Source organism: Luteimonas dalianensis (assembly GCF_049339425.1).
GTDB classification, from domain to species: domain Bacteria; phylum Pseudomonadota; class Gammaproteobacteria; order Xanthomonadales; family Xanthomonadaceae; genus Luteimonas; species Luteimonas dalianensis.
The window spans coordinates 1-20,625 of the sequence record NZ_JBMPPO010000002.1 but is presented as its reverse complement, the minus strand read 5'-3'; the positions used below and the strand labels follow the sequence as shown (position 1 = coordinate 20,625).

Here is a 20,625-nt window from a genome sequence, read left to right as displayed (position 1 = left end):
GCCCGGCGCGCGGCCCCGCCTACGGCGCTGTCAGGACGTAGCTGCCTTCAAGGGCCGCGTCGCACAGTTCGCCGGCGGTGCCGGACAGCGAGATCACGTCCGGCGCGAAGGCCAGGTCGAACGCGCAGCCGGGGGCGGTGAAGCGGGCGCTGCCCACGCGCTCGGTGAACTCGCCTTCCACCGGCCGCGCGCCGTCTTCGCTGGACAGCACGCGCAGGCGGTAGCGGTCGTGGCCGGTCACTTCGATCCACAGCGCCGCCACCGGCCCGTCGCCGTCGCCGCCACCGCCGTGACGGTGGTAGGTGCCGGGCGTGAGCAGCGGCGGCCGCCCGCCGGCGATCTGCAGGCGCAGCTCGTCCATGCGGCTGCGGTAGCTGGTCTGCAGGCAGCGCACGGTGGTGCAGGCGTCGCGGCGCTCGGCCGCCCAGGCCGCCTGTTCGCCGTCGAATGCGTCCGGATCCTGGCTGCGAGCGCGGGCGTCGGCAGCCAGCGCTTCCAGCTGCGCCTGGGTCTGGCCCAGCGCGCGGCTCTGGCATACGGTCTTCTGCGCCCAGTTGCCGGGCGCCTCGCAGTCCAGGCCGGCCGCTGCGGCGGCCGGCGCCGCTGCGACCAGGCCCAGGCACAGCAGCATGCGGAAGAAATTCGGGGTCATGTCCAGCGCTCCTTCGCCGTGGAAAATGGTTACTGCACCTTGATCGGAAGGGCTTCCAGGCCGCCGCCCTCGAGCTTGCCCTTGGCATCGGCCAGCTCCGACGCGGTGCCGTAGGGGCCCATGCGCACCCGGTACACGGTGCGGCCCTGCACCTGGGCCGACTCGACCCGCGCGCCCAGGCCGAGCAGGGCGATCCGGGCCTTGAGCGCCTCGGCGTCGCCCGAGGCGCTGAACGAGCCGGCCTGCAGCAGGTAGCGGGCGGTGGTGTCGGCCGGGGCTGCGGCCGCGGCCGTCGCTGCCGGCTGCGATGCGCTTTGGGCAGGCGTCGGGGTGGGCGAGGGCAGTGGTGCTTCCGGCTCGGCCAGCTGCGCCGCATCCTGTTCGCGCTGCTGCGCCTGGCGCCGCTCGCGCTCCCGCTCGGCCTGGGCGCTGGCCTCCAGCTCGGCGTCGGTCATCGGCACTTCCTGGCCCGGCAGCAGGGTGTAGAAGTCGTAGTCGGGATCGCTGGAGGCGGTTTCGGCCGGGGCAACGGGGGCCGGCAGGGCCGCGTCCTCGTCGGCGGCGCCGGTGGCCGCCGCCGGGGTGGCGTCGGGGTTGGCGCGCGGGCGGTAGAAGCCGTCGTCGCCGTCGGACTTGAGCAGCCGCGGCGCGGCCAGCACCACCAGCAGGGTGATCACGATGCCCAGCACCATCCACGCCCAGCCGGGAAGCCCGCCGCTGTTGCCGCCGCTGCGTCGCGCCTGCGACCTGCCTTTCTTCACTGCCATCTGGACTACATCCTCTCCGGGGCGGCCACGCCCACAAGCTCCAGCCCGTTGGCCAGCACCTGGCGGGTGGCCAGGGCCATCGCCAGCCGCGCATTGCGCACGCGGGCGTCGTCAACCAGGAACTGGTGATCGTTGTAATACGTCTGGAACGACTGTGCCAGTTCCAGCAGGTAAGTGGTGACCAGGTGCGGTTCAAGCTGCTCGCCCGCCGCCTGCACCGTTTCCGGCCAGCGCGAGATCGCGTCCAGCAGCTCGCGTGCGGCGGCGTTGTCCACGTCCTGCTCCTGCGCCAGCCCGTCGTCCAGGTCGAACGCCATGCCGCGTTCCTCCAGCTGGCGCAGCAGCCCGCAGATGCGCGCGTGCGAGAGCTGGACGTAGTAGACCGGGTTGTCCAGCGACTGGCTGCGCGCCAGGTCGATGTCGAACACCAGCTGCGAATCCGGCTTGCGCGCCACCAGGAACCAGCGCGTCGCATCGCGCCCGGCTTCCTCGATCAGATCGCGCAGGGTCAGGTAGCTGCCGGCGCGCTTGGACAGCTTCACCTCCTCGCCGCCGCGCATCACCGTCACCATCTGGTGCAGCACGTATTCCGGATAGCCCTGCGGAATGCCCGCATCCAGCGCCTGCAGGCCGGCCTTCACCCGCGCCAGCGAGCCGTGGTGGTCGGCGCCCAGCTCGGTGATCGCCCGCTCGTAGCCGCGTTCCCACTTGGACAGGTGATAGGCCACGTCCGGCACGAAATACGTGTACGTGCCGTCGGACTTGCGCATCACCCGGTCCTTGTCGTCGCCGAAGTCGGTGGTGCGCAGCCACAGCGCGCCGCCTTCCTCATAGGCATGGCCCGCCTCCACCAGCCTGCGCACGGTCTGCTCGACCTTGCCGTCGGCGTACAGGGAAGACTCGAGGAAATACACGTCGAACGCCACGCCGAACGCGGCCAGGTCCTGGTTCTGCTCGTTGCGCAGGTAAGCCACCGCGAAGCGGCGGATGTCGTCGATGTCGCCCGCGTCGCCGCCGGCGGCCACCGCCTGGCCTTCGACCTCCACGGTCGCCTTGTTCAGGAACGCCTGGGCGACGTCGGCGATGTAGTCGCCGCGGTAGCCGTCTTCCGGCCAGCCGGCGTCATCGGGGGCGAGCCCCTGCGCGCGCGCCTGCACCGAGCGGGCCAGGTTCTCGATCTGCACCCCGGCGTCGTTGTAGTAGAACTCGCGCTTCACGTCCCAGCCGTTGGCGGCCAGCACGCGGGCGATGCAGTCGCCGATCACACCCGCCCGGCCGTGGCCGACGTGCAGCGGGCCGGTGGGGTTGGCGGACACGTACTCCACGCCCGCCACGCGGCCCTGGCCGCCGTCGTTGCGGCCGTAGGCGTCGCCTTGGGCATGCACCAGCCGCAGCTGCTCCTGCCAGGCGCCGGCGGTGAGGCGGAAGTTGATGAACCCGGGGCCCGCGATTTCGGTGCCGGCGACCAGGTCGCTGGCCGGCAGCGCGTCCACCAGTGCCTGCGCCAGCGCGCGCGGATTGGTGCGCCCGCCGGCCTGGCTGGCCGCCTTGACCAGCAGCATCGCCGCGTTGGTGGAAAAGTCGCCGTGGCCGCGGTCGCGCGGGCGCTCGATCACGAAATCGGGAACGGCGGCGTCGGCAGGCAGGGTGCCCGCGTCGCGCAGGCTGTGGATGGCCTGGATGACCAGGCCGCGCAGGTTGGTTTTCACGAATATCTTGGATCCCGGGGGGCGCGCACATTGTATCCGAGGCCCCGTGCGGGCCGTGGCCCGGGCTGCGCGCGCGGCCGCTCAGACCCAGCCGCGCATCGCCAGCGACACCGGCGCGCCGTCGCCGACCACGAAATGATCCAGCAGGCGCACGTCCACCAGCGCCAGCGCCTGCTTGAGCTGGGCGGTGACCGCGCGGTCGGCGGCCGAGGGCTCCGGGCAGCCGCTGGGGTGGTTGTGGCCCACGATCAGCGCCGCCGCATTGTGCGCCAGCGCCCGCCGCACCACCTCGCGCGGGTGCACCTCGGCGCCGTCGATGGTGCCGCGGAACAGCTCCTCGAACGCCAGCGCCCGGTGCCGCGTGTCCAGGAACAGCGCCGCGAACACCTCGTGCGGATGGCTGCGCAGGCGCTGGGCGAAGTACATCCCGGCGGCCTTGGGATCGGTCAGCGCCTCGCCGCGCTCCAGCCCCGCCGCCAGGTAGCGGTCGCACAGCTCCAGCGCCGAGGCCAGCCGCGAGGCCCGCGCCGGGCCCAGCCCGGGCAGCCTGGCCATGTCGGCCGGGCCCAGTTCGAGCAGGGCGCGCAGCGGGCCGTGTTCGGCCAGCAGCCGGCGCGCGCTGGCCACCGCGTCCAGGCCGCGGGTGCCCGAACCCAGGAAGATCGCCAGCAGCTCGGCGTCCGAGAGCACCGCCGGGCCGCGGGCCAGGAGCTTTTCGCGGGGGCGTTCGCCGCTGGGCCAGTCACGGATGCGCACGCTTGCAGTCCTTTGCAGTGAGGAGTGACGAAGGGCGGCCGCCCGGTGGCCAGGCCGGTGAGGTCAGGGGAGAACCGTGGCCGCTGGAGGCGGACGGCCGCCGCTCCGTCGGCCTCCATTGACGCCGATCCGGCCGGGCCGGCGCAGCCGGGCAAGTCCGCTGCTTCGGGTAAGCTGTCACGCGGATCCGCCGTAGGAGTATTCCGACCCGATGCAGCAGCCGGCCGCCAACCTGCACGACAAGCGCGTCCTGGTGTGCGTGGGCGGCGGCATCGCCGCCTACAAGGCCTGCGAGCTGGTGCGCCGCCTGCGCGATGCCGGCGCCGCGGTGCGGGTGGCGATGACCGACAGCGCGCAGCGCTTCGTCAGCCCCACCAGCTTCCAGGCCCTGTCCGCCGAAGCGGTGCGCACCTCGCTGTGGGATGCCCAGGCCGAAGCCTCGATGGGTCATCTTGAACTGGCCGGCTGGGCCGACCGCATCGTGGTCGCCCCGGCCACCGCCAACCTGATCGCGCGCCTGGCCCACGGCTTCGCCAACGACCTGGTCACCACCCTGTGCCTGGCCAGCGAAGCGCCGCTGACCATCGCCCCGGCCATGAACCACCGCATGTGGCGCCACGCCGCCACCCGCGCCAACGTGGCGCTGCTGCAGGAGCGCGGAGTACAGGTGGTGGGCCCGGATGACGGCCCGCTGGCCGAGGGGGAATCCGGCCCGGGCCGGCTGGTGGAGCCGATGGCGATCCTTGCGGCGTTGGGCAAGTGAGCAGCGCGCTGTCGGGCAAGCGGGTGCTGGTCAGCGCCGGCCCCACCTATGAAGACATCGACCCGGTGCGGTTCATCGGCAACCGCAGCAGCGGCAAGATGGGCTTCGCGGTGGCCGCCGCGGCCGCCGCCCGCGGCGCGCAGGTGATCCTGGTGGCCGGCCCGGTGTCGCTGGAAACACCGGCGGGCGTGGAGCGCATCGACGTGCGCTCGGCCGCGCAGATGCGCGAAGCGGTGCTGGCCGCGCTGCCGGCGGACGTCTACGTCTCCGCCGCCGCCGTTGCCGACTACACCCCGGCCACCACCGCAGCGCAGAAGATCAAGAAGGGCGCCGGCACCATGGCCATCGAGCTGGTGCCCACCGCCGACATCCTGGCCGAAGTGGCCGCGCACGCGCTGCGCCCGCGGCTGGTGGTGGGCTTTGCCGCCGAGACCACCGACGTGGCGCGCCACGCCCGCGGCAAGCTGGAAGCCAAGCGCCTGGACATGATCGCCGCCAACCGGGTGGGCGTGGAAGGCAGCGGCTTCGAGAGCGACGACAACGCGCTGTCGGTGTACTGGCCCGGCGGCGCAAGCGAACTCGGCCCCGGCCCCAAGACCCGGCTGGCGGGCGAACTGCTCGACCTGGCCGCCCAACGCCTCGCATAGGACACCCACCGGCATGCACCACACCCTGCAGGTCAGGACGCTTGATCCGCGCTATTCCGATGAATGGCCGCTGCCCGCCTACGCCACCGAGGCCAGCGCCGGCCTCGACCTGCGCGCCGCGCTGGACGAGCCGCTGGCGCTGCAGCCCGGCGACGCGGCGCTGATCCCGTCGGGGCTTGCGATCCACGTCGCCGAGCCGGGCCTGTGCGCGGTGGTGCTGCCGCGCTCGGGGCTGGGCCACAAGCACGGCATCGTGCTGGGCAACGGTACCGGGCTGATCGACGCCGACTACCAGGGGCCGCTGATGATCAGCGCCTGGAACCGCGGCAGGCAGGCCTACGTCATCGAGCCGGGCGAGCGCATCGCGCAGCTGGTGTTGCTGCCGATCGTGCGTGCCCGCCTTGAAGTAGTGGATACTTTCGCCGAGAGCGCGCGTGGGGCCGGAGGATTCGGCCATACCGGACGCCGCTGACCGGGGGGGACAAGGACATGAACGAGAAGCAGACAGACAGGACGCGCCAGCTGCTGGCGCAGCTGCGGCCGGCAATGCCGCTGTTGGCGCTGGCGCTGGCATTGCTGGCGCTGTGGCTGGCCTGGAGCGGCTGGCAGCAGCTGCAGGACGAAAGCCGCCGCGGCGCGCTGGAGCAGGCCCGCGACGGCGTCGCCCAGGCCACCGCGCACAGCGTCGGTACCGAGATCGAACGGCTCACCGAGCGGCTGGCCGCCCCCGCGGTGCGCACCGCGCTGGCCGCCGGCGAACTGGAAGCTGCTTCGGCGGCGATGGCCGCTGACTGGCCGAACCTGGAGGAGCTGGCGGTCTACGGGCCGAGCCTGGAGAGCGTGTACGCGGGGCTGGGCGAGAGCGGCTTCGGCCGCGCCGCGGTGCTGGAGGCGGCGCTGGTGGAGGACAAGCCGGTGGCATGGGTGATCCGCGAGAACGACGCCCCGCGGCTGGCGCTGGCGGCGCCGGCGCGCGAGGACGGCGTGCTGGTGGGCGCCGCGTTCGTGCGCCTGCCGCTGTCGCGCGCCACGCTGGCCACTGAGCAGGCGTCGATCGACGAATCCGACATGTACCTGGCCCTGCGCCAGGGCGGGGTGACCCTGCTCGAGCGCGGCAACACCGAGTACGTGGAGGCGGCCGAGCGGATGTCGATGCCGGTTGCCGGCACCGGCATGCGGGTGGTGGCCGCGGCCCCGGCCGCGCCGGGCGCGCCGTTCGGCCTGCGCGGGCTGGCGCCGCTGATGGTCGCCCTGGGCCTGCTGTTCGCGGCCTGGGTGGTGTGGCGGGTGCTGCCCAGGCTGATGCGCACGCAGGACGCCGTCGAGGAGCAGGCGCCCACCCTCGTCCAGGCGCTGGAAGCCGAGCCGGATCCGGAGACGCCCGCGCCGGCGGTGGCCGAGGCCAGGGCACCGGCGGTCAGGATCGACGCGGGCATCTTCCGCGCCTACGACATCCGCGGCGTGGTCGGCAAGTCGCTGGATACCGGCGTGGCCGAGCTCATCGGCCAGGCCATCGGCTCGCTGATGAAGGAGCAGGATCTGACCGACATCGTCGTCGGCCGCGACGGCCGCCTGTCCGGCCCGGACATGGTCGCCGGGCTCACCGAGGGCCTGCGCAAGGCCGGCCGCAACGTGATCGACATCGGCATGGCGCCCACCCCGGTGGTGTACTTCGGCGCCTTCCACCTGCGCACCGGCTGCTGCGTGTCGGTCACCGGCAGCCACAACCCGCCCGACTACAACGGCTTCAAGATCGTGGTCGGCGGCGAGACCCTGTCGGGCGACGCCATCACCGACCTGCACGCGCGCATCGCCGAGGATCGCCTGTACAGGGCAGATGCGCCGGGTGGGCTGAGCGAGCGCGACATCGGCGAGGACTACGTCGACCGCATCGCCGGCGACGTGCAGACCGAGCGCGCGCTGAAGGTGGTGGTGGACGCCGGCAACGGCGTGGCCGGCGAGATCGGCCCGCGGGTGCTGGAGGCGATCGGCTGCGAAGTGGTGCCGCTGTACTGCGAGATCGACGGCGAGTTCCCCAACCACCATCCCGACCCCAGCGAGCCGGAGAACCTGGAAGACCTGATCAACATGGTGCAGCGGCTGGACGCCGACCTGGGCCTGGCCTTCGACGGCGACGGCGACCGCCTGGGCGTGGTGACCAAGGACGGCGAGAACATCTTCCCCGACCGCCTGCTGATGCTGTTCGCCGCCGACGTGCTCGAGCGCAACCCGGGCGCGGTGATCGTCTACGACGTCAAGTGCACCGGGCGCCTGCCCGGGCACATCCTGCGCCACGGCGGCAGCCCGCTGATGTGGAAGACCGGGCACTCGCTGATCAAGGCCAAGATGCGCGAGGTCGAGGCCGAGCTGGCCGGCGAGATGAGCGGCCACTTCTTCTTCGCCGAGCGCTGGTACGGCTTCGACGACGGCATCTATGCCGCCGCCCGGCTGCTGGAGATCCTGGCCGCGCGCGACGAGACGCCCACCGAAGTCCTCAGCGCGCTGCCCACCGGCGTGGCCACCCCGGAGATCAAGGTGCCGGCGCCGGACGAGAATCCTCACGCCTTCGTCGAACGCTTCCAGGCCGGCGCCGAGCTGGAGGGCGCGCGCCTGTCGACCATCGACGGCGTGCGCGCGGACTGGAACGACGGCTGGGGCCTGGTGCGCGCCTCCAACACCACCCCGGTGCTGGTGCTGCGCTTCGACGCCGACGACCAGGCCGCGCTGGAGCGCATCCAGGCCCTGTTCCGCGAGCAGATCCACGCCATCGATCCGGAGCTTGAGCTGCCGTTCTGACCCGGTGGGCGCGCGCAGTCCTACGCGCCGGTCAGTGGATGCCTGATGGTTCCGGGATCGTGCGTGGAGGATGCTGGATCCGTCTTCCACTGCCCAGGGACGGGTCATGCGCACGTTCATTGTCCTGCTGCTGGCGCTGGTGCTGTGCGCGCCGGCGTTCGCGGCGCCGCCGCGGCTCATGCTGGCCACCGATTACCGGGACGGGATCCAGGTTGCCGACTACTTCGTGAGCGAGAAGCTCGACGGCGTGCGCGGCCACTGGGATGGCCAGGCGCTGCAGACCCGCAACGGTCACCGGATCCAGGCGCCGGAGTGGTTCACCGCCGGCTGGCCGCGGGTGCCGATGGACGGCGAGCTGTGGCTGGGACGCGGGCGCTTCGAGGAGGCCAGCGGCATCGCCCGCACCGCGGGCGGCGACCACCCCGGCTGGCGGGAGATGCGCTTCATGGTGTTCGACCTGCCCGCGCACGAGGGCGGCTTCGGCCGGCGCGTGACGGCAATGCGCGCGCTGCTGGCGGCTGCCAACGTGCCGTGGCTGCGGACGGTGGAGCAGCGCCGGGTGGCCGGCCGGGAGGAGCTGGATGCGCGGATGCGGGCGGTGGTCGATGCCGGCGGCGAGGGCCTGATGCTGCACCACCGCGAGGCCCGCTACCGCGCCGGGCGCAGCGGCGACGTGCTCAAGCTCAAGCCGTTCGACGATGCCGAGGCGCGGGTGGTCGGGCATACCCCCGGGCGCGGCAAGTACGCGGGCATGACCGGCGCGCTGGTGGTGGAGCGGCCCGACGGGCTGCGCTTTCGCATCGGCAGCGGATTGACCGATGCGCTGCGCGCCAGCCCGCCGCCGGTCGGCACCCACGTCACCTATCGCTTCAACGGCCTGACCGGCAACGGGGTGCCGCGCTTTCCGCGCTTCCTGCGGGTGCGCCACGCGCTGCCGCCGCCGGATCCGGAATGAATCCGCCCGGGATGGGACAATGGGGGCCGTTCCTGAATGCGAGGCCCATGATGAGCGCCCTTCCCGACTGCCCGCAGTGCGGTTCCAGCTACGCCTACGAAGACCGCAACCTGCTGGTCTGCCCCGAGTGCGGCCATGAGTGGTCGCCCGGCGAGGCGCAGGCGGAAGCGGCCGCGGCCGCAGAGGCCGCCGTGGTGCGCGACGCCAACGGCAACCCGCTGGCCGACGGCGACAGCGTCATCGTGATCAAGGATCTGAAGGTGAAAGGCTCCTCCACCGTGGTCAAGGCCGGCACCAAGGTACGCGGCATCCGCCTGGTCGATGGCGACCACGACATCGACTGCAAGGTCGACGGCATCGGCGCGATGGGCCTGAAGTCCGAATTCGTGCGCAAGGCCTGATCCGCAACGGCAACGGCCCGCCGAAGCGGGCCGCTGTGTTGTACCGCGGAGCGGGGAGCGTTACGCCCCGGGCCCGTCGCGGTCGCGGCGCTCCAGGTACTCGCGGGCCCAGCGGTCGGTGACCCGGCCGGCGGCCTCGCGCCCGCCCAGGCCGAAGGCCAGGGCCGTGGCCACGGCCACCGCGCCCAGCACCAGGCCGAAGGCCAGGTTGACGATGTCGTCGGCGATGCCCATCGCGCGCAGGCCCATGGCCAGCACCAGGCCCAGGATCGCAACCCGCGCGATCCGCGCCAGGCCGGCGCGCCCGTCCGGGTTGGCGCGCTGGATCGCACGCGCCGCCAGATCGGCCAGCCAGTAGCCGATTACCAGGATCGCCGCCCCAAGCAGCACGTCGCCGCCGAAGGCGATGAAGGTGGCCAGCAGGTCACGCACGCCGGTGAAGCCGAGCCGGTGCGCGGCTTCCACGGTGGCAAACAGCATGATGAAGAACAGCGCCACCTGGCCGGCGAAGGCCGACAGGCTGGTGCCGGAAGGCTGCGTCGTGGTGACCGCCGGGCCGGGGCCGGGCGCCGCCGGGGCGTCGCCGCCCGGCTCGGTTCCCGTCGGCGTGTCCGGCAGCGCGGCGGCCCCCGGACGCTCGAACACGTGGCCCATGCCCAGCCGCTCGGGCACCCGGTCAAAGCCCAGGTTGGCCAGCAGCCGGGTGATCAGGCCGGACACGAACCGCCCCACGAACCACGCCAGCAGCAGGATCAGCGCCGCCGCCAGGATGTTGGGCACCGCCGCCAGGAACATGTTCAGCATGTTGCCGGCCGGATCGGAGATGGCCCGGATGGCCAGCGCATCCAGCGCCGCGATCAGGGTCGGCACGATCACCAGGATGAACACCACGGTGCCGCCCAGCTTCGACAGGCTGACGCCTTCGGTCAGGTGCTCGCGGTTGCTGAAGCGGTCGACGCCGGCGGCTTGGAGCAGGTTGGTCACCAGCCCGCGCAGCACCTTGGCGATCAGCCAGCCGACCACGCCGATCACCACCGCGGCGAAGATGTTGGGCAGGGCCGCGGCGAACTGGCTGGTCATGGTGGTCAGCGGCGCCATCAGCCCGTCGATGCGCAGCGCGCCGACGATGGCCGGCAGGAACAGCAGCAGCACCAGCCAGTAGACGACGTTGCCCAGCACCGAGGAAATCGGCTTGACCCCGGCCGAGTCGGACAGCTTCTCGTCCCAGTGTCCTGCAGCCATGACCCGGTTCATCCCGGCCCGCAGCACCGTGGCCAGCAGCCACGCCACCAGCGCCAGGATGCCGGCCAGCACGATCCGCGGCAGGTACAGCATCACCTCGGCCACCAGCGCCGAGAACGGCGCGTACAGGCCGTCGAAGCGGAGCACGCTGAAGACCCCGATCAGGGTGATGATGATGATGAACCAGAAGCCGATCGACGCCGCGATGGCCACCACGTCGAGCTTGCTCACCGCCGGCCCGCCGGCCTGGCTGTTGATGCGTTCGTTCAGTCGCAGCCGGCCCAGGCCGTTGCGGATCAGCGCGCGCACCGCCAGGGCGATGAGCAGACCGACGACGAGGATGGCGATCGCGCCCAGCACCATGGGCAGGTACTGGCCAAGGCTTGTTTCAAGCTGGCTCGAGAATGTGCTCGGATCCATCGGATTCCCTCCTTCCTGTGACGGATGGCGGAACCCCCTTTGCGCCCCGCCGCGCCCCAGTCTTAACGCAGCCCGGGTGGGCGGAGGGTGAACGAACGGTGTCAGCCGTCGCCGCGCCCGGCGGTGAGGCTGCGGTAGCGTTCGCGCGCTTCCTGCAGGCTGGCGTCCAGCTCCTCGCGCTCGCGCAGCTGCTGCTCCAGGATCTGCTGCTGGCGCATCAGGTCGGCGTGCTGGCGGGTGATGTTCTCGAGCAGCGGCTTGCCCACCGCGTTCTCGTGCAGCTCGGTTTCCGCCGCCTGGCGCAGCTGGGTGAGCAGGCTCATGCGCAGGTTGGCCACGCCCATCCGCGAGGTCTTGATCGACTCGTCGATGAGGATGATGCGGTTGTCGTAAGCGCGCTCCAGGTCGGCCTCGGTGGCGTAGGACTCCACCATCGCCACGTCGCGGCGGCGCGCGGCGGCTTCGGCTTCGGCCAGTTCGGCAGCGTGCCGGGCCTCGGCCTCGGCCTCGGCGCGCTCCTCGTCGGTCAGCGCGCGCCCGACCCGCTCGCGAACCGCGCCGGTGGCGGCGCTGATCTCGGTGCGCGCGGCGTCCACCGCCGAGGCGGGCAGGGCGTCGCCGCAGATCTTGCGGCCGCCTTCCTCCCAGCAATACAGGCGGCGCTCGCCCTCGCGCTGGGCCGATGCCAGCGCGGGCGCCAGCAGCAGCGCGATGCAGCCAATCCCGACCATGGTCTTCATCATCGTCCCCGTCCCCCCGGCCGGTCGAATGCGCCCGTTCAGCCGGCCCCGTAACGCCCGCGGTAGTCGCGCAGGCGGGCCTGCTCTTCCGACAGTTTCACGTTTTTGGAGGTGAACGCAAGCAGATCGTCAAGACCGGCCACCGCGACCACCGGGATCGCGTTGTCCGCGGCCACCGCCTGCGCGGCCGAGCGCCGCGGGGTGGCGGACGCATCCACCACCTCCTGGCGATCGAGCGCGATCACGATTCCGGCCGCGGTGCCGCCGGCCGCGGTGATCAGCCCCAGCGCGTGGCGCACCGCGGTACCGGCGGTGATCACGTCGTCCACCACCAGCACCCGGCGCCCGGCCATCGGCGCGCCGATCAGGCTGCCGCCCTCGCCGTGGGCCTTGGCCTCCTTGCGGTCGAAGGCCACGGGCAGGTCGCGGCCGCGGCGGGCCAGCTCGCAGGCCAGCGCGGTGGCCAGAGGGATGCCCTTGTAGGCCGGGCCGAACAGCAGGTCGAACTGCGTGCCCGCCTCTTCCAGCGCGTCGGCGTAGCAGGCCGCCAGGCCGGCCAGGCGGGCGCCGGAATCGAACCGGCCGGCGTTGAAGAAATACGGGCTGGTGCGCCCGGACTTGAGCACGAATTCGCCGAAGCGCAGCGCTTCGGCTTCCAGGGCGAGCTGCAGGAAGCGGGTGCGGTGGTCGGTCATCGAGTCGGGCGCGGCGCTGCGCGTGCGGGCGGGATGGGCATGGTACGGCACCGGCGGCGGCCGCGGCCTGCGCACAACGTTCACTTTGGCGCGGTAAGGTTGGGCCGCGACCCGGGGAGCCGCATTGATCGTACGCAATGCCTGCGCCGCCCCGGCACTTGATCATGGGCCGCGAGGACATGCGGGAGCAAGGAATGGGCACGCGATGGAAAACCGGTTTGATGGCAGGCGCGGTGGCCGCGCTTGCGCTGGGCGGCGTGGCGTGCGCGCCCGGTGACAGTGACAGCGCGGGCGACACCCGCCCGGTGCAGGACGACAGCGCGCCCGCAGCGGTGCAGACGCCGGCCGGCGGCGTGGCCGTCCAGACGCCGGCACCGGCCGACAGCTCGGCTGGCAGCGCGCCCGCGCCGGATGCCGGTGCCGACGGCACCCTGCGCCAGACCGCCGCGTCCCTGTTCGGCAGCATTCCCGACGCGCCCACCGAAGTCAGCGGCCGCCCGGTCACCGCCGAGCGGGTGGAGCTGGGCCGGATGCTGTTCTTCGAGCCGCGCCTGTCGCGCAGCCACGTCATCACCTGCAACACCTGCCACAGCATCGGCACCGGCGGCGCCGACAACGTGCCGGCCTCGATCGGCCACGGCTGGCAGCGCGGCCCGCGCAACTCGCCGACCGTGTTCAACGCCGTGTTCAACGCCGCCCAGTTCTGGGACGGCCGCGCCTCCGACCTGGCCGAGCAGGCCGGCGGCCCGGTGCAGGCCAGCGTGGAAATGAACAGCACTCCGGAGCTGGTGGTCCAGACGCTGTCGAGCATCCCGCAGTACGTGGAGCTGTTCGGCGAAGCGTTCCCGGAGTCGGGCGGCATCACCTTCGATGACGTCACCATCGCGCTGGAGGCGTTCGAGACCACCCTGGTCACGCCCGATGCGCCGTTCGACCGCTGGATCGAAGGCGACGACAGCGCCATGACCGCCACCGAGGTCGAGGGCCTGCAGCTGTTCTTCGAAACCGGCTGCGCTTCGTGCCACAACGGCGTCAACTTCGGCGGCCAGAGCTACTTCCCGTTCGGCGTGCTCGAGCGCCCGGGCGGGGAAATCCTGCCCGAGGGCGACAAGGGCCGGTTCGAGGTCACCGCCACCGCCACCGACGAGTACGTGTTCCGCGCCTCGCCGCTGCGCAACGTGGCCCTGACCGCGCCGTACTTCCACTCCGGCCAGGTCTGGAGCCTGGAGGAGGCGGTGGCGATCATGGGCACCTCGCAGCTTGGCCGCGACATCAGCGAGGACGAGGCGGTCAAGATCGCCGCCTTCCTGCGCACCCTGACCGGGCGCCAGCCGGAGGTGGAGTACCCGATCCTGCCGCCGAGCACGGCCGACACGCCGCACCCGGAGCGGTAACCGGGTGGCGGCTGGGAGCGGGCGGGCGCGGTGAGGTAACCTTGCCGCGCCGTCCGCCTTTCCCGGTAGTCAATGCGCATCATCAGCTTCAACGCCAACGGCATCCGTTCGGCGGCCAGAAAAGGGTTTTTCGACTGGTTCGGCCAACAGGATGCCGACATCCTGTGCGTGCAGGAGACCAAGGCCCAGGAACACCAGCTCGCCGGCGAGGAGTTCCGCCCGCCCGGCTATCACGTCGCCTTCCGCGACGCGACCACGAAGAAGGGCTACAGCGGGGTGGCGATCTACAGCCGCCGCGAGCCCGACGAGCTGCGCACCGGCCTGGGCTGGGAGCCGTTCGACGAGGAGGGGCGCTACATCGAGGCGCGCTTCGGCAACCTCTCGGTGGTCTCGTTCTACATTCCCTCGGGCTCCTCGGGCGAGATCCGCCAGGGCTTCAAGTTCGAAATGATGGAGTGGCTGCGGCCGATCCTGGACGAGTGGCTGGCCAGCGGCCGCGACTACGTGCTGTGCGGGGACTGGAACATCGTGCGCGCGCGCAACGACATCAAGAACTGGACGTCGAACCAGAAGAACTCCGGCTGCCTGCCGCCCGAGCGGGCCTGGCTCAACGGCCAGATCGCCGACGCCTGCGGCGACGGCTCGCCGCAGCCGGAGACCGGCTGGGTCGATACCTTCCGCGCGCTCAGGCCCGACGCGGTCGAGTACACCTGGTGGTCGAACCGCGGCCAGGCCCGGGCCAACAACGTCGGCTGGCGGCTCGACTACCAGCTGGTGACGCCGTCGCTGCGTGAGCGCCTGCGCGGCTGTTCGATCCTGCGCGAGCCGCGGTTCTCCGACCACGCGCCCTATACGGTGGACTACGCCTGATGGGCGCGACAAAAGCCGCGAAGCCTTCGGTCTGGAAGGCGTTCGCGCAGCCGTCGGCGGCGACGATGTTCTTCTTCGGCTTCGCCTCCGGGCTGCCGTTCCTGCTGGTGGCCGGCACCCTGGCCTACTGGCTGCGCGAGGGCGGCATCCAGCTGCGCGAGATCACCATGATCGCCAGCGCCGGCATGGCGTATTCGTTCAAGTTCCTGTGGGCGCCGCTGGTGGATCGCTGGCGGCTGCCCGTGCTCGGCCGCTTCGGCCAGCGCCGCGGCTGGCTGCTGCTGGCGATGGGCGCGGTGATCGTGGGGCTGCTGGCGATGGCGGCGGTCGCCCCGGGCCAGCTGGCGCTGTTCGTCTGGCTGACCCTGCTGGTGGCGTTCTCCGGTGCCACCCTGGACATCGCGGTGGACGCCTACCGGGTGGAGATCGCGCCGCCGTCCCAGCAGGGCGCGCTGGTGGCGACCTATTCGCTGGGCTACCGCATTGCCCTGATCGTGTCGGGCGCGGTGGCGCTGCTGCTGGCCGACCAGACCAGCTGGGCCAACGTGTACCGGATCATGGCCGCGTTCATGGTGATCCCGGTGGTGGTGTGCCTGTTCGCCGCCGAGCCGGACGTGACCCGGGTGCGGGTGCAGGGCTGGGTGGAAGGGCTGAAGGAGGGCGTGGTGGAGCCGTTCGCGGACTTCTTCCGCCGCTTCGGCATCGGCATGGCGCTGGTGATCCTGGTGTTCATCCTGTCGATGAAGATCTCCGACCAGGCGCTGGTGGGCGGCATCATCGGCCCGTTCTACCTCGACCAGGGCTACACCCTGACCGAGATTGCCGCGGTGACCAAGGTCTACGGCATCTGGGTGGGCATCGCCGGCGCGTTCCTCGGCGGCATCGCGGTGGCGCGCTGGGGCATCCGCTGGCCGCTGCTGGTGGCGATCGCGCTGGGCGCGGCCAGCAACCTGCTGTACCTGAGCCTGATCGGCGCCGACGGCAGCATTCCCCGCCTGACGATGGTGATCTCCGGCGAGAACCTGGCCCAGGGATTCCTCGGCACCACCGCGGTGGCCTACATGTCGGCGCTGGTGAACCAGCGCTACACCGCCACCCAGTACGCGCTGTTCTCCTCGCTGATCATGCTGCCGGGCAAGGTGCTGGGGTTCTTCTCGGGCTGGATCGTGGAGGTCACCGAGGGCTACGCGGTCTACTTCATCATCACCGCGGCGGTGGCGGTGCCGGCGGTGTTCCTGTTCTTCTGGCTGTATCCGCGGGTGCGACTGGCCGGTGAAAACGACACTGCGGAGACGTCCGGCTCCGGACCCGGCTGAACAACCCCGGGTTTGCCCTGTCTTGTCCGCCCGCCGCGCGTTGTGGCAGCTTAGCGGAGCAGGCAGGGGGGGTTGATCACCGATGACCGAAATCATGCTCAGGAATATCGACGACGTCCTGCTCGATCGCATCGAGCGGATCGCCAAGCGCTGCGGCTGGGATCTGTCGACCACGCTCATGCACCTGCTCGAAAAGGGCCTGCACGCCTACGAGGGCAGCGGCGAGCTGCACTTCGAAGGCGGCGAGGCCGACGTGCTGCAGGCCGCGCTGGAGGCGCTCAGCCAGGTACCCGACGACCCTGGCTTCGCCCTGATCGGCCGCGCCACGGTCAGCCGGTAGGAGCGGATCAGGCGGGGTAGATGCCGCCGAGGATGCGCGGGCCGGCGGCGCCGGTGACCGAAGCCAGGTTGCCCGGCAGGCCCAGGGCGGTCTGCCGCGCCAGCCAGGCGAACCCCATGGCTTCCACGAAGTCCGGATCCAGGCCGTGGGCGGCGCTGGACTCGACCGTGCAGCCGGGCAGGGCCGCGGCCAGCGCCGCCATCAGCACCTGGTTGTGCACCCCGCCGCCGCAGACGACCAGCCGTTCGACGGCGGGCATCGCGTGCAGCAGGGCGCCGGTCACCGTGCGCACCGTCAGCGCCAGCAGCGTGGCCTGCACGTCCTGCGCCGACTCGCTGCCGCCCAGGTGCGCATCGATCCAGCCCAGGTGGAACTGGTCGCGGCCGGTGGACTTGGGGGGCAGCTGGGAGAACCAGGGCTCGGCCATCAGCCGCGCCAGCAGCGCCTCGTCGACCCGGCCGCTGGCGGCCAGGGCGCCTCCGCGGTCGAAATCCTCGCCGGTGTGGCGCAGGCACCAGGCGTCCATCAGGCCGTTGGCGGGGCCGGTGTCGAAGCCGCGTACCAGCGTCGGGTCGGCCGGGGCGCCGCGCGGCAGCAGGGTGAGGTTGGCGATCCCGCCCAGGTTGAGCACCGCCCGCGCCTCGTCCCCGCGGGCCAGCAGGGCCGCGTGCAGCGCCGGCAGCAGGGGCGCCCCGTGGCCGCCGGCGGCCACGTCGCGGCGGCGCAGGTCGGCCACCACCGCGATCCCGCTGCGTTCGGCCAGCAGGCTCGGGTCGCCGACCTGCAGGGTGTAGGGGAAGGCGCCGTCGCCACGGCGCCCGCGCGGGCGGTGGCGCAGGGTCTGCCCGTGGGTGCCGATGGCGGCCACGGCCGAAGCCGGGGTGCCGCTTTCGGCCAGCGCCGCGGCGGCCGCGTCGGCGAAGGCGCGGCCGATCCGCGCATCCAGCTCGCCGATCTCGTCCAGCAGCAGGGTGGCGTCGTGCTGGCCCAGCTCGACCAGGCGCTGGCGCAGCGCCCGCGGCCATTCATAGGTGCGGCCGAACAGCAGCCCGGGATGATCGGGCTGGGTGAAATCCACCAGCGCCGCGTCGATGCCATCGGCGCTGGTGCCGGAAATCAGGCCCAGGTAGAGGTGGCGTTCGGTGGGGATCGGAAAGGACATGGCCAAGGCGTGCGCTGCGGGAGCAGCACTGTAGCCGCCGCCGGCACCCGCCGCACGCGCGGTGGTTCAGCCGCGGTCGGCGGCCGGTACCGGATCCGACGACGCGATCGCGGGCGCGGCGCCTGCCGCCCGTGCGTAGTGCAGCTGCTCGTACTGCTGGATCCGGGCCAGGGTCGGCGCGGTCTCGGCCTTGAACCGGGCCAGCGCCTCGCCCTTGAGCGGCTCGGGCGGCGGCATGGTGACCTTGAGCGGGTCGCGGTGCTTGCCGTTGACCCGGAATTCGTAGTGCAGGTGCGGGCCGGTGGCCAGGCCGGTGGCGCCGACGTAGCCGATGACCTGGCCCTGCGACACGCGGTCGCCCTGGCGGAAGCTGCCGAAGCGCGACATGTGCGCGTACAGGGTGGTGTGGCCGCGGCCGTGGTCGAGGATCACGGTGTTGCCGTAGCCGCGCTGGCTGCCGCGGAACTGCACCCGTGCGTCGCCGGCGGCCATGATCGGGGTGCCGGTGCGGGCGGCGTAGTCGACCCCTGCGTGCAGGCGCATCGTGCCCAGGATCGGGTGCCGGCGGTTGCCAAAGCGCGAGCTCAGGCGCGCGAACTGGATCGGCGTGCGGATGAAGCTGCCCTTGAGCGGGCGCCCCTCGGCGTTGTAGTACTCGACCTTGCCTTCGTGCTCGAAGCGGAAGCCGGTGAAGGTCTTGCCGCCGGTGGTGAAGGTGGCGGCCACCACTTCGCCGCTGCCCACGCGCTCGCCTTCGCGCCAGAGCTCCTCGATGAGCACGCTGTAGCGGTCGCCGGGCTGGATCTGGCGGGAGAAGTCGATGTCGTACTGGAAGATGCGGTCGGTCAGGGTGGCGATCGCGCCGTGCGACAGGCCGGCCTGGCGGGCGGAGCCGAACAGCGAGTTGCGGATCTCGCCGCTGACCACCGAGGTGTGGACCTCGACCGGCCGTTCGATCACCTGCTCGGTGATGGTGTCACCGGCCACGGCCAGCTCCACGCGCTCGGTCTGGCTGCGGTCGAAGCGGAAGCCCAGCAGGCTGCCGTCGGCGGTGTCGATTTCAAAGCCCAGCTCGGTGCCCGGACGGATCCGGGCCAGGGTGGTGCTGGCCGAAGGCGTCTGCAGGATCCTGTTCATCACCGCGGTGGACACGCCCTGGCTGGCGAAGATCTCGCCCAGGGTCTGGCCCGATTCCACCGTCACCAGCTCCCAGCGGCTGGCCGGCACGGCCTCCTCGCGCACCGGGGCCGGCGGCAGCACCAGGGCCATGGTCGACATGTGCGCCTGGCCGTCGTGCACCTGCATCGCGCTGGAAAAGCCCGGCACCAGCGCGCACACCAGCGCCGCGGTGGTTCCCAGCAGGCTGGCCTGCGCCCACTGGCGGCGCGTCCAGCGGCCGTTGAACCCGCGCGGCGCGGCGGCAGCCGCCTGCGCCGACCGGGATTCGCCGGCGGCCACGTGGTCGAGGTTGGAGAGACGGACGAGACGGTTGCGCTCCGTTGCGGAGGCGGGGTCTTGGGACGTCATGTTCGATCCGGGCTCGAGTGAAGGACTCGTCAGCGAGGTACGATAAAGACGTGAGGTGATCGCGTCAAATGATTGACCCATCAGGCATTTTCGCGCCGCCACAAACGTTAGAATCGCATTAACCCATTCGACCGCGGTCACGTTTCAACGTCGCCGCCCAGCCCCTGGACCGCCCACCGTGACCCACGCCGACACCGCCCGCGAGGCCCTGGACCTGATCGCCCGCGGCGCCGACGAAATCCTCAAGACCGACGAGCTGGCCGCGCGCCTGGCCGAAGGCCGCCCGCTGCGGATCAAGGCCGGCTTCGACCCCACCGCGCCCGACCTGCACCTGGGCCATACGGTGCTGCTCAACAAGATGCGGCAGTTCCAGGATCTGGGGCATACCGCGGTGTTCCTGATCGGCGACTTCACCGGCATGATCGGCGACCCGTCGGGCAAGAGCGCCACCCGCAAGCCGCTGACCCGCGACGAGGTGCTGGCCAACGCCGAGACCTACAAGGCGCAGGTGTTCAAGGTGCTCGATCCGGAGCGCACCGAGGTGCGGTTCAACTCGGAGTGGTTCGGGCAGATGGGCGCGGCCGACATGATCCGGCTGGCGTCCAGCCATACCGTGGCGCGGATGCTCGAGCGCGACGACTTCGCCAAGCGCTACGGAGCCCAGCAGCCGATCGCCATTCATGAATTCCTCTACCCGCTGGTGCAGGGCTACGACTCGGTCGCGCTCAAGGCCGACGTCGAGCTGGGCGGCACCGACCAGAAGTTCAACCTGCTCATGGGCCGCGCGCTGCAGGAGCAGCACGGGCAGAAGCCGCAGATCGTGCTGACCATGCCGCTGCTGGTGGGCCTGGACGGGGTCAACAAGATGTCCAAGTCGCTGGGCAACTACATCGGCGTCACCGACCCGGCCATCGACTTCGTCAACAAGACGATGAAGATCGGCGACGAGCTGATGTGGGACTGGATCGAGCTGCTGAGCTTCGATATCGGGATCGACGAGGCGGCCAGGCTCAAGGCCGACGTCGCCGCCGGCACGCTCAACCCGCGCGAAGTGAAGCTGCGCCTGGCGCGCGAGCTGGCCACCCGCTTCCACGACGCCGCCGCGGCCGAGACCGCCATCGCCGGCTGGCACGCGGCCGTGACCGGGCAGGGCGACACCTCGCTGCTGCCGCTGCAGGAAGTCGCGATCCCGGCCGAAGGCCTGCGCATCGCCGCGCTGCTGACCGCCGCCGGCATCACCCCGAGCAATTCGGAGGCCAACCGCAAGCTCAAGGAGCGCGCGGTGCGGGTGGACGGCGCGGTGGTCGAGGATGCCAGCCTCGTCCTGCAGCCCGGCTTCGAAGGCGTCCTGCAGGTCGGCAAGCGCAACTTCGCCCGCGTCCTGCTCGTGGCGGGGGGATGGGGAGGGGGGGGGGGGGGGGGGGGGGGGGGGGGGGGGGGGGGGGGGGGGGGGGGGGGGGGGGGGGGGGGGGG

General features: G+C 71.8%; 18 protein-coding genes and 1 pseudogene. 10 read left to right on the top strand and 9 right to left on the bottom strand.

All coding sequences use genetic code 11. The annotated features are described in order from the left end of the window. Window positions 1-19 precede the first annotated feature (19 nt). The 4 genes from ACOZ90_RS02315 to radC all read right to left on the bottom strand — a co-directional run bounded on the left by ACOZ90_RS02315 (window position 20) and on the right by radC (window position 3,884). Complete coding sequence (locus ACOZ90_RS02315; RefSeq protein ID WP_422892021.1) at window positions 20-652, bottom strand: lysozyme inhibitor LprI family protein; 633 nt, start codon at window positions 650-652, stop codon at window positions 20-22. 29 nt (window positions 653-681) lie between these two features. After that, window positions 682-1,419 (bottom strand): SPOR domain-containing protein, encoded by a 738-nt coding sequence (locus ACOZ90_RS02310; protein ID WP_422892020.1) that lies wholly within the window; start codon window positions 1,417-1,419, stop codon window positions 682-684. Window positions 1,420-1,424: 5 nt separating this feature from the next. Then, window positions 1,425-3,128: an arginine--tRNA ligase gene (gene argS / locus ACOZ90_RS02305; protein WP_422892019.1), complete on the bottom strand. Its 1,704-nt coding sequence runs from the start codon at window positions 3,126-3,128 to the stop codon at window positions 1,425-1,427. Window positions 3,129-3,209: 81 nt separating this feature from the next. Then, window positions 3,210-3,884 carry a RadC family protein gene (gene radC / locus ACOZ90_RS02300; protein WP_422892018.1) on the bottom strand — a complete coding sequence of 225 codons (675 nt, stop codon included), beginning with the start codon at window positions 3,882-3,884 and terminating at the stop codon, window positions 3,210-3,212. 211 nt (window positions 3,885-4,095) lie between these two features. Between radC and coaBC the strand changes: the two are divergent. From coaBC to ACOZ90_RS02275, 5 genes and pseudogenes are all read left to right on the top strand, one after another. Then, window positions 4,096-5,294 (top strand): annotated as a pseudogene (coaBC, locus tag ACOZ90_RS02295) (bifunctional phosphopantothenoylcysteine decarboxylase/phosphopantothenate--cysteine ligase CoaBC). A gap of 13 nt (window positions 5,295-5,307) precedes the next feature. Then, entirely contained in the window at window positions 5,308-5,766 is a 459-nt protein-coding gene (gene dut / locus ACOZ90_RS02290; RefSeq protein ID WP_422892017.1) for a dUTP diphosphatase, read from the top strand. A gap of 17 nt (window positions 5,767-5,783) precedes the next feature. Next, window positions 5,784-8,090 carry a phosphomannomutase/phosphoglucomutase gene (locus ACOZ90_RS02285; RefSeq protein ID WP_422892016.1) on the top strand — a complete coding sequence of 769 codons (2,307 nt, stop codon included), beginning with the start codon at window positions 5,784-5,786 and terminating at the stop codon, window positions 8,088-8,090. A 106-nt stretch (window positions 8,091-8,196) separates the two neighbouring features. Next, window positions 8,197-9,045: a DNA ligase gene (locus ACOZ90_RS02280; RefSeq protein ID WP_422892015.1), complete on the top strand. Its 849-nt coding sequence runs from the start codon at window positions 8,197-8,199 to the stop codon at window positions 9,043-9,045. Between the two features lie 50 nt (window positions 9,046-9,095). Beyond that, window positions 9,096-9,446 carry a zinc ribbon domain-containing protein YjdM gene (locus tag ACOZ90_RS02275; RefSeq protein WP_422892014.1) on the top strand — a complete coding sequence of 117 codons (351 nt, stop codon included), beginning with the start codon at window positions 9,096-9,098 and terminating at the stop codon, window positions 9,444-9,446. Between the two features lie 60 nt (window positions 9,447-9,506). Here the strand turns inward: ACOZ90_RS02275 and ACOZ90_RS02270 are convergent, their stop codons facing one another. From ACOZ90_RS02270 to pyrE, 3 genes are all read right to left on the bottom strand, one after another. Next, window positions 9,507-11,108 carry a mechanosensitive ion channel gene (locus ACOZ90_RS02270; protein ID WP_422892013.1) on the bottom strand — a complete coding sequence of 534 codons (1,602 nt, stop codon included), beginning with the start codon at window positions 11,106-11,108 and terminating at the stop codon, window positions 9,507-9,509. A gap of 101 nt (window positions 11,109-11,209) precedes the next feature. Next, window positions 11,210-11,848: a hypothetical protein gene (locus tag ACOZ90_RS02265; RefSeq protein WP_422892012.1), complete on the bottom strand. Its 639-nt coding sequence runs from the start codon at window positions 11,846-11,848 to the stop codon at window positions 11,210-11,212. Between the two features lie 38 nt (window positions 11,849-11,886). Further along, the gene (pyrE, locus tag ACOZ90_RS02260) at window positions 11,887-12,543 is read right to left on the bottom strand and encodes an orotate phosphoribosyltransferase (RefSeq protein WP_422892409.1); all 657 of its coding nucleotides are present in this window, start codon (window positions 12,541-12,543) and stop codon (window positions 11,887-11,889) included. Between the two features lie 221 nt (window positions 12,544-12,764). On the opposite strand from pyrE, the gene ACOZ90_RS02255 reads away from it, so the two are divergent. The 4 genes from ACOZ90_RS02255 to ACOZ90_RS02240 all read left to right on the top strand — a co-directional run bounded on the left by ACOZ90_RS02255 (window position 12,765) and on the right by ACOZ90_RS02240 (window position 16,463). Continuing rightward, the gene (locus ACOZ90_RS02255; RefSeq protein WP_422892011.1) at window positions 12,765-13,937 is read left to right on the top strand and encodes a cytochrome-c peroxidase; all 1,173 of its coding nucleotides are present in this window, start codon (window positions 12,765-12,767) and stop codon (window positions 13,935-13,937) included. A 72-nt stretch (window positions 13,938-14,009) separates the two neighbouring features. Then, window positions 14,010-14,807 (top strand): exodeoxyribonuclease III, encoded by a 798-nt coding sequence (locus ACOZ90_RS02250; RefSeq protein WP_422892010.1) that lies wholly within the window; start codon window positions 14,010-14,012, stop codon window positions 14,805-14,807. Next, a complete protein-coding gene (locus tag ACOZ90_RS02245) occupies window positions 14,807-16,123 on the top strand; it encodes an AmpG family muropeptide MFS transporter (protein ID WP_422892009.1) in 1,317 nt (438 codons plus the stop codon). Before ACOZ90_RS02250 ends, ACOZ90_RS02245 begins: the two co-directional genes overlap by 1 nt. 82 nt (window positions 16,124-16,205) lie before the next feature. Then, window positions 16,206-16,463: a hypothetical protein gene (locus ACOZ90_RS02240; protein ID WP_422892008.1), complete on the top strand. Its 258-nt coding sequence runs from the start codon at window positions 16,206-16,208 to the stop codon at window positions 16,461-16,463. A 7-nt stretch (window positions 16,464-16,470) separates the two neighbouring features. On the opposite strand, the gene ACOZ90_RS02235 is transcribed toward ACOZ90_RS02240, so the two are convergent. Then, entirely contained in the window at window positions 16,471-17,625 is a 1,155-nt protein-coding gene (locus tag ACOZ90_RS02235; RefSeq protein WP_422892007.1) for an anhydro-N-acetylmuramic acid kinase, read from the bottom strand. A 66-nt stretch (window positions 17,626-17,691) separates the two neighbouring features. Further along, window positions 17,692-19,152: a M23 family metallopeptidase gene (locus ACOZ90_RS02230; RefSeq protein ID WP_422892006.1), complete on the bottom strand. Its 1,461-nt coding sequence runs from the start codon at window positions 19,150-19,152 to the stop codon at window positions 17,692-17,694. A gap of 178 nt (window positions 19,153-19,330) precedes the next feature. Here ACOZ90_RS02230 and tyrS point away from each other — a divergent pair. Beyond that, on the top strand, window positions 19,331-20,625 hold a 1,295-nt coding region (gene tyrS, locus ACOZ90_RS02225), incomplete at its 3' end, for a tyrosine--tRNA ligase (RefSeq protein ID WP_422892005.1).

Bases quoted from the DNA above. Each gene is read 5' to 3' on its own strand.
- ACOZ90_RS02315 (WP_422892021.1), bottom strand. From the start codon at position 652: ATGACCCCGAATTTCTTCCGCATGCTGCTGTGCCTGGGCCTGGTCGCA.
- ACOZ90_RS02310 (WP_422892020.1), bottom strand. From the start codon at position 1,419: ATGGCAGTGAAGAAAGGCAGGTCGCAGGCGCGACGCAGCGGCGGCAAC.
- dut (WP_422892017.1), top strand. From the start codon at position 5,308: ATGCACCACACCCTGCAGGTCAGGACGCTTGATCCGCGCTATTCCGAT.
- ACOZ90_RS02285 (WP_422892016.1), top strand. From the start codon at position 5,784: ATGAACGAGAAGCAGACAGACAGGACGCGCCAGCTGCTGGCGCAGCTG.
- ACOZ90_RS02280 (WP_422892015.1), top strand. From the start codon at position 8,197: ATGCGCACGTTCATTGTCCTGCTGCTGGCGCTGGTGCTGTGCGCGCCG.
- ACOZ90_RS02275 (WP_422892014.1), top strand. From the start codon at position 9,096: ATGAGCGCCCTTCCCGACTGCCCGCAGTGCGGTTCCAGCTACGCCTAC.
- ACOZ90_RS02270 (WP_422892013.1), bottom strand. From the start codon at position 11,108: ATGGATCCGAGCACATTCTCGAGCCAGCTTGAAACAAGCCTTGGCCAG.
- ACOZ90_RS02265 (WP_422892012.1), bottom strand. From the start codon at position 11,848: ATGAAGACCATGGTCGGGATTGGCTGCATCGCGCTGCTGCTGGCGCCC.
- pyrE (WP_422892409.1), bottom strand. From the start codon at position 12,543: ATGACCGACCACCGCACCCGCTTCCTGCAGCTCGCCCTGGAAGCCGAA.
- ACOZ90_RS02255 (WP_422892011.1), top strand. From the start codon at position 12,765: ATGGCAGGCGCGGTGGCCGCGCTTGCGCTGGGCGGCGTGGCGTGCGCG.
- ACOZ90_RS02250 (WP_422892010.1), top strand. From the start codon at position 14,010: ATGCGCATCATCAGCTTCAACGCCAACGGCATCCGTTCGGCGGCCAGA.
- ACOZ90_RS02245 (WP_422892009.1), top strand. From the start codon at position 14,807: ATGGGCGCGACAAAAGCCGCGAAGCCTTCGGTCTGGAAGGCGTTCGCG.
- ACOZ90_RS02240 (WP_422892008.1), top strand. From the start codon at position 16,206: ATGACCGAAATCATGCTCAGGAATATCGACGACGTCCTGCTCGATCGC.
- ACOZ90_RS02235 (WP_422892007.1), bottom strand. From the start codon at position 17,625: ATGTCCTTTCCGATCCCCACCGAACGCCACCTCTACCTGGGCCTGATT.
- ACOZ90_RS02230 (WP_422892006.1), bottom strand. From the start codon at position 19,152: ATGACGTCCCAAGACCCCGCCTCCGCAACGGAGCGCAACCGTCTCGTC.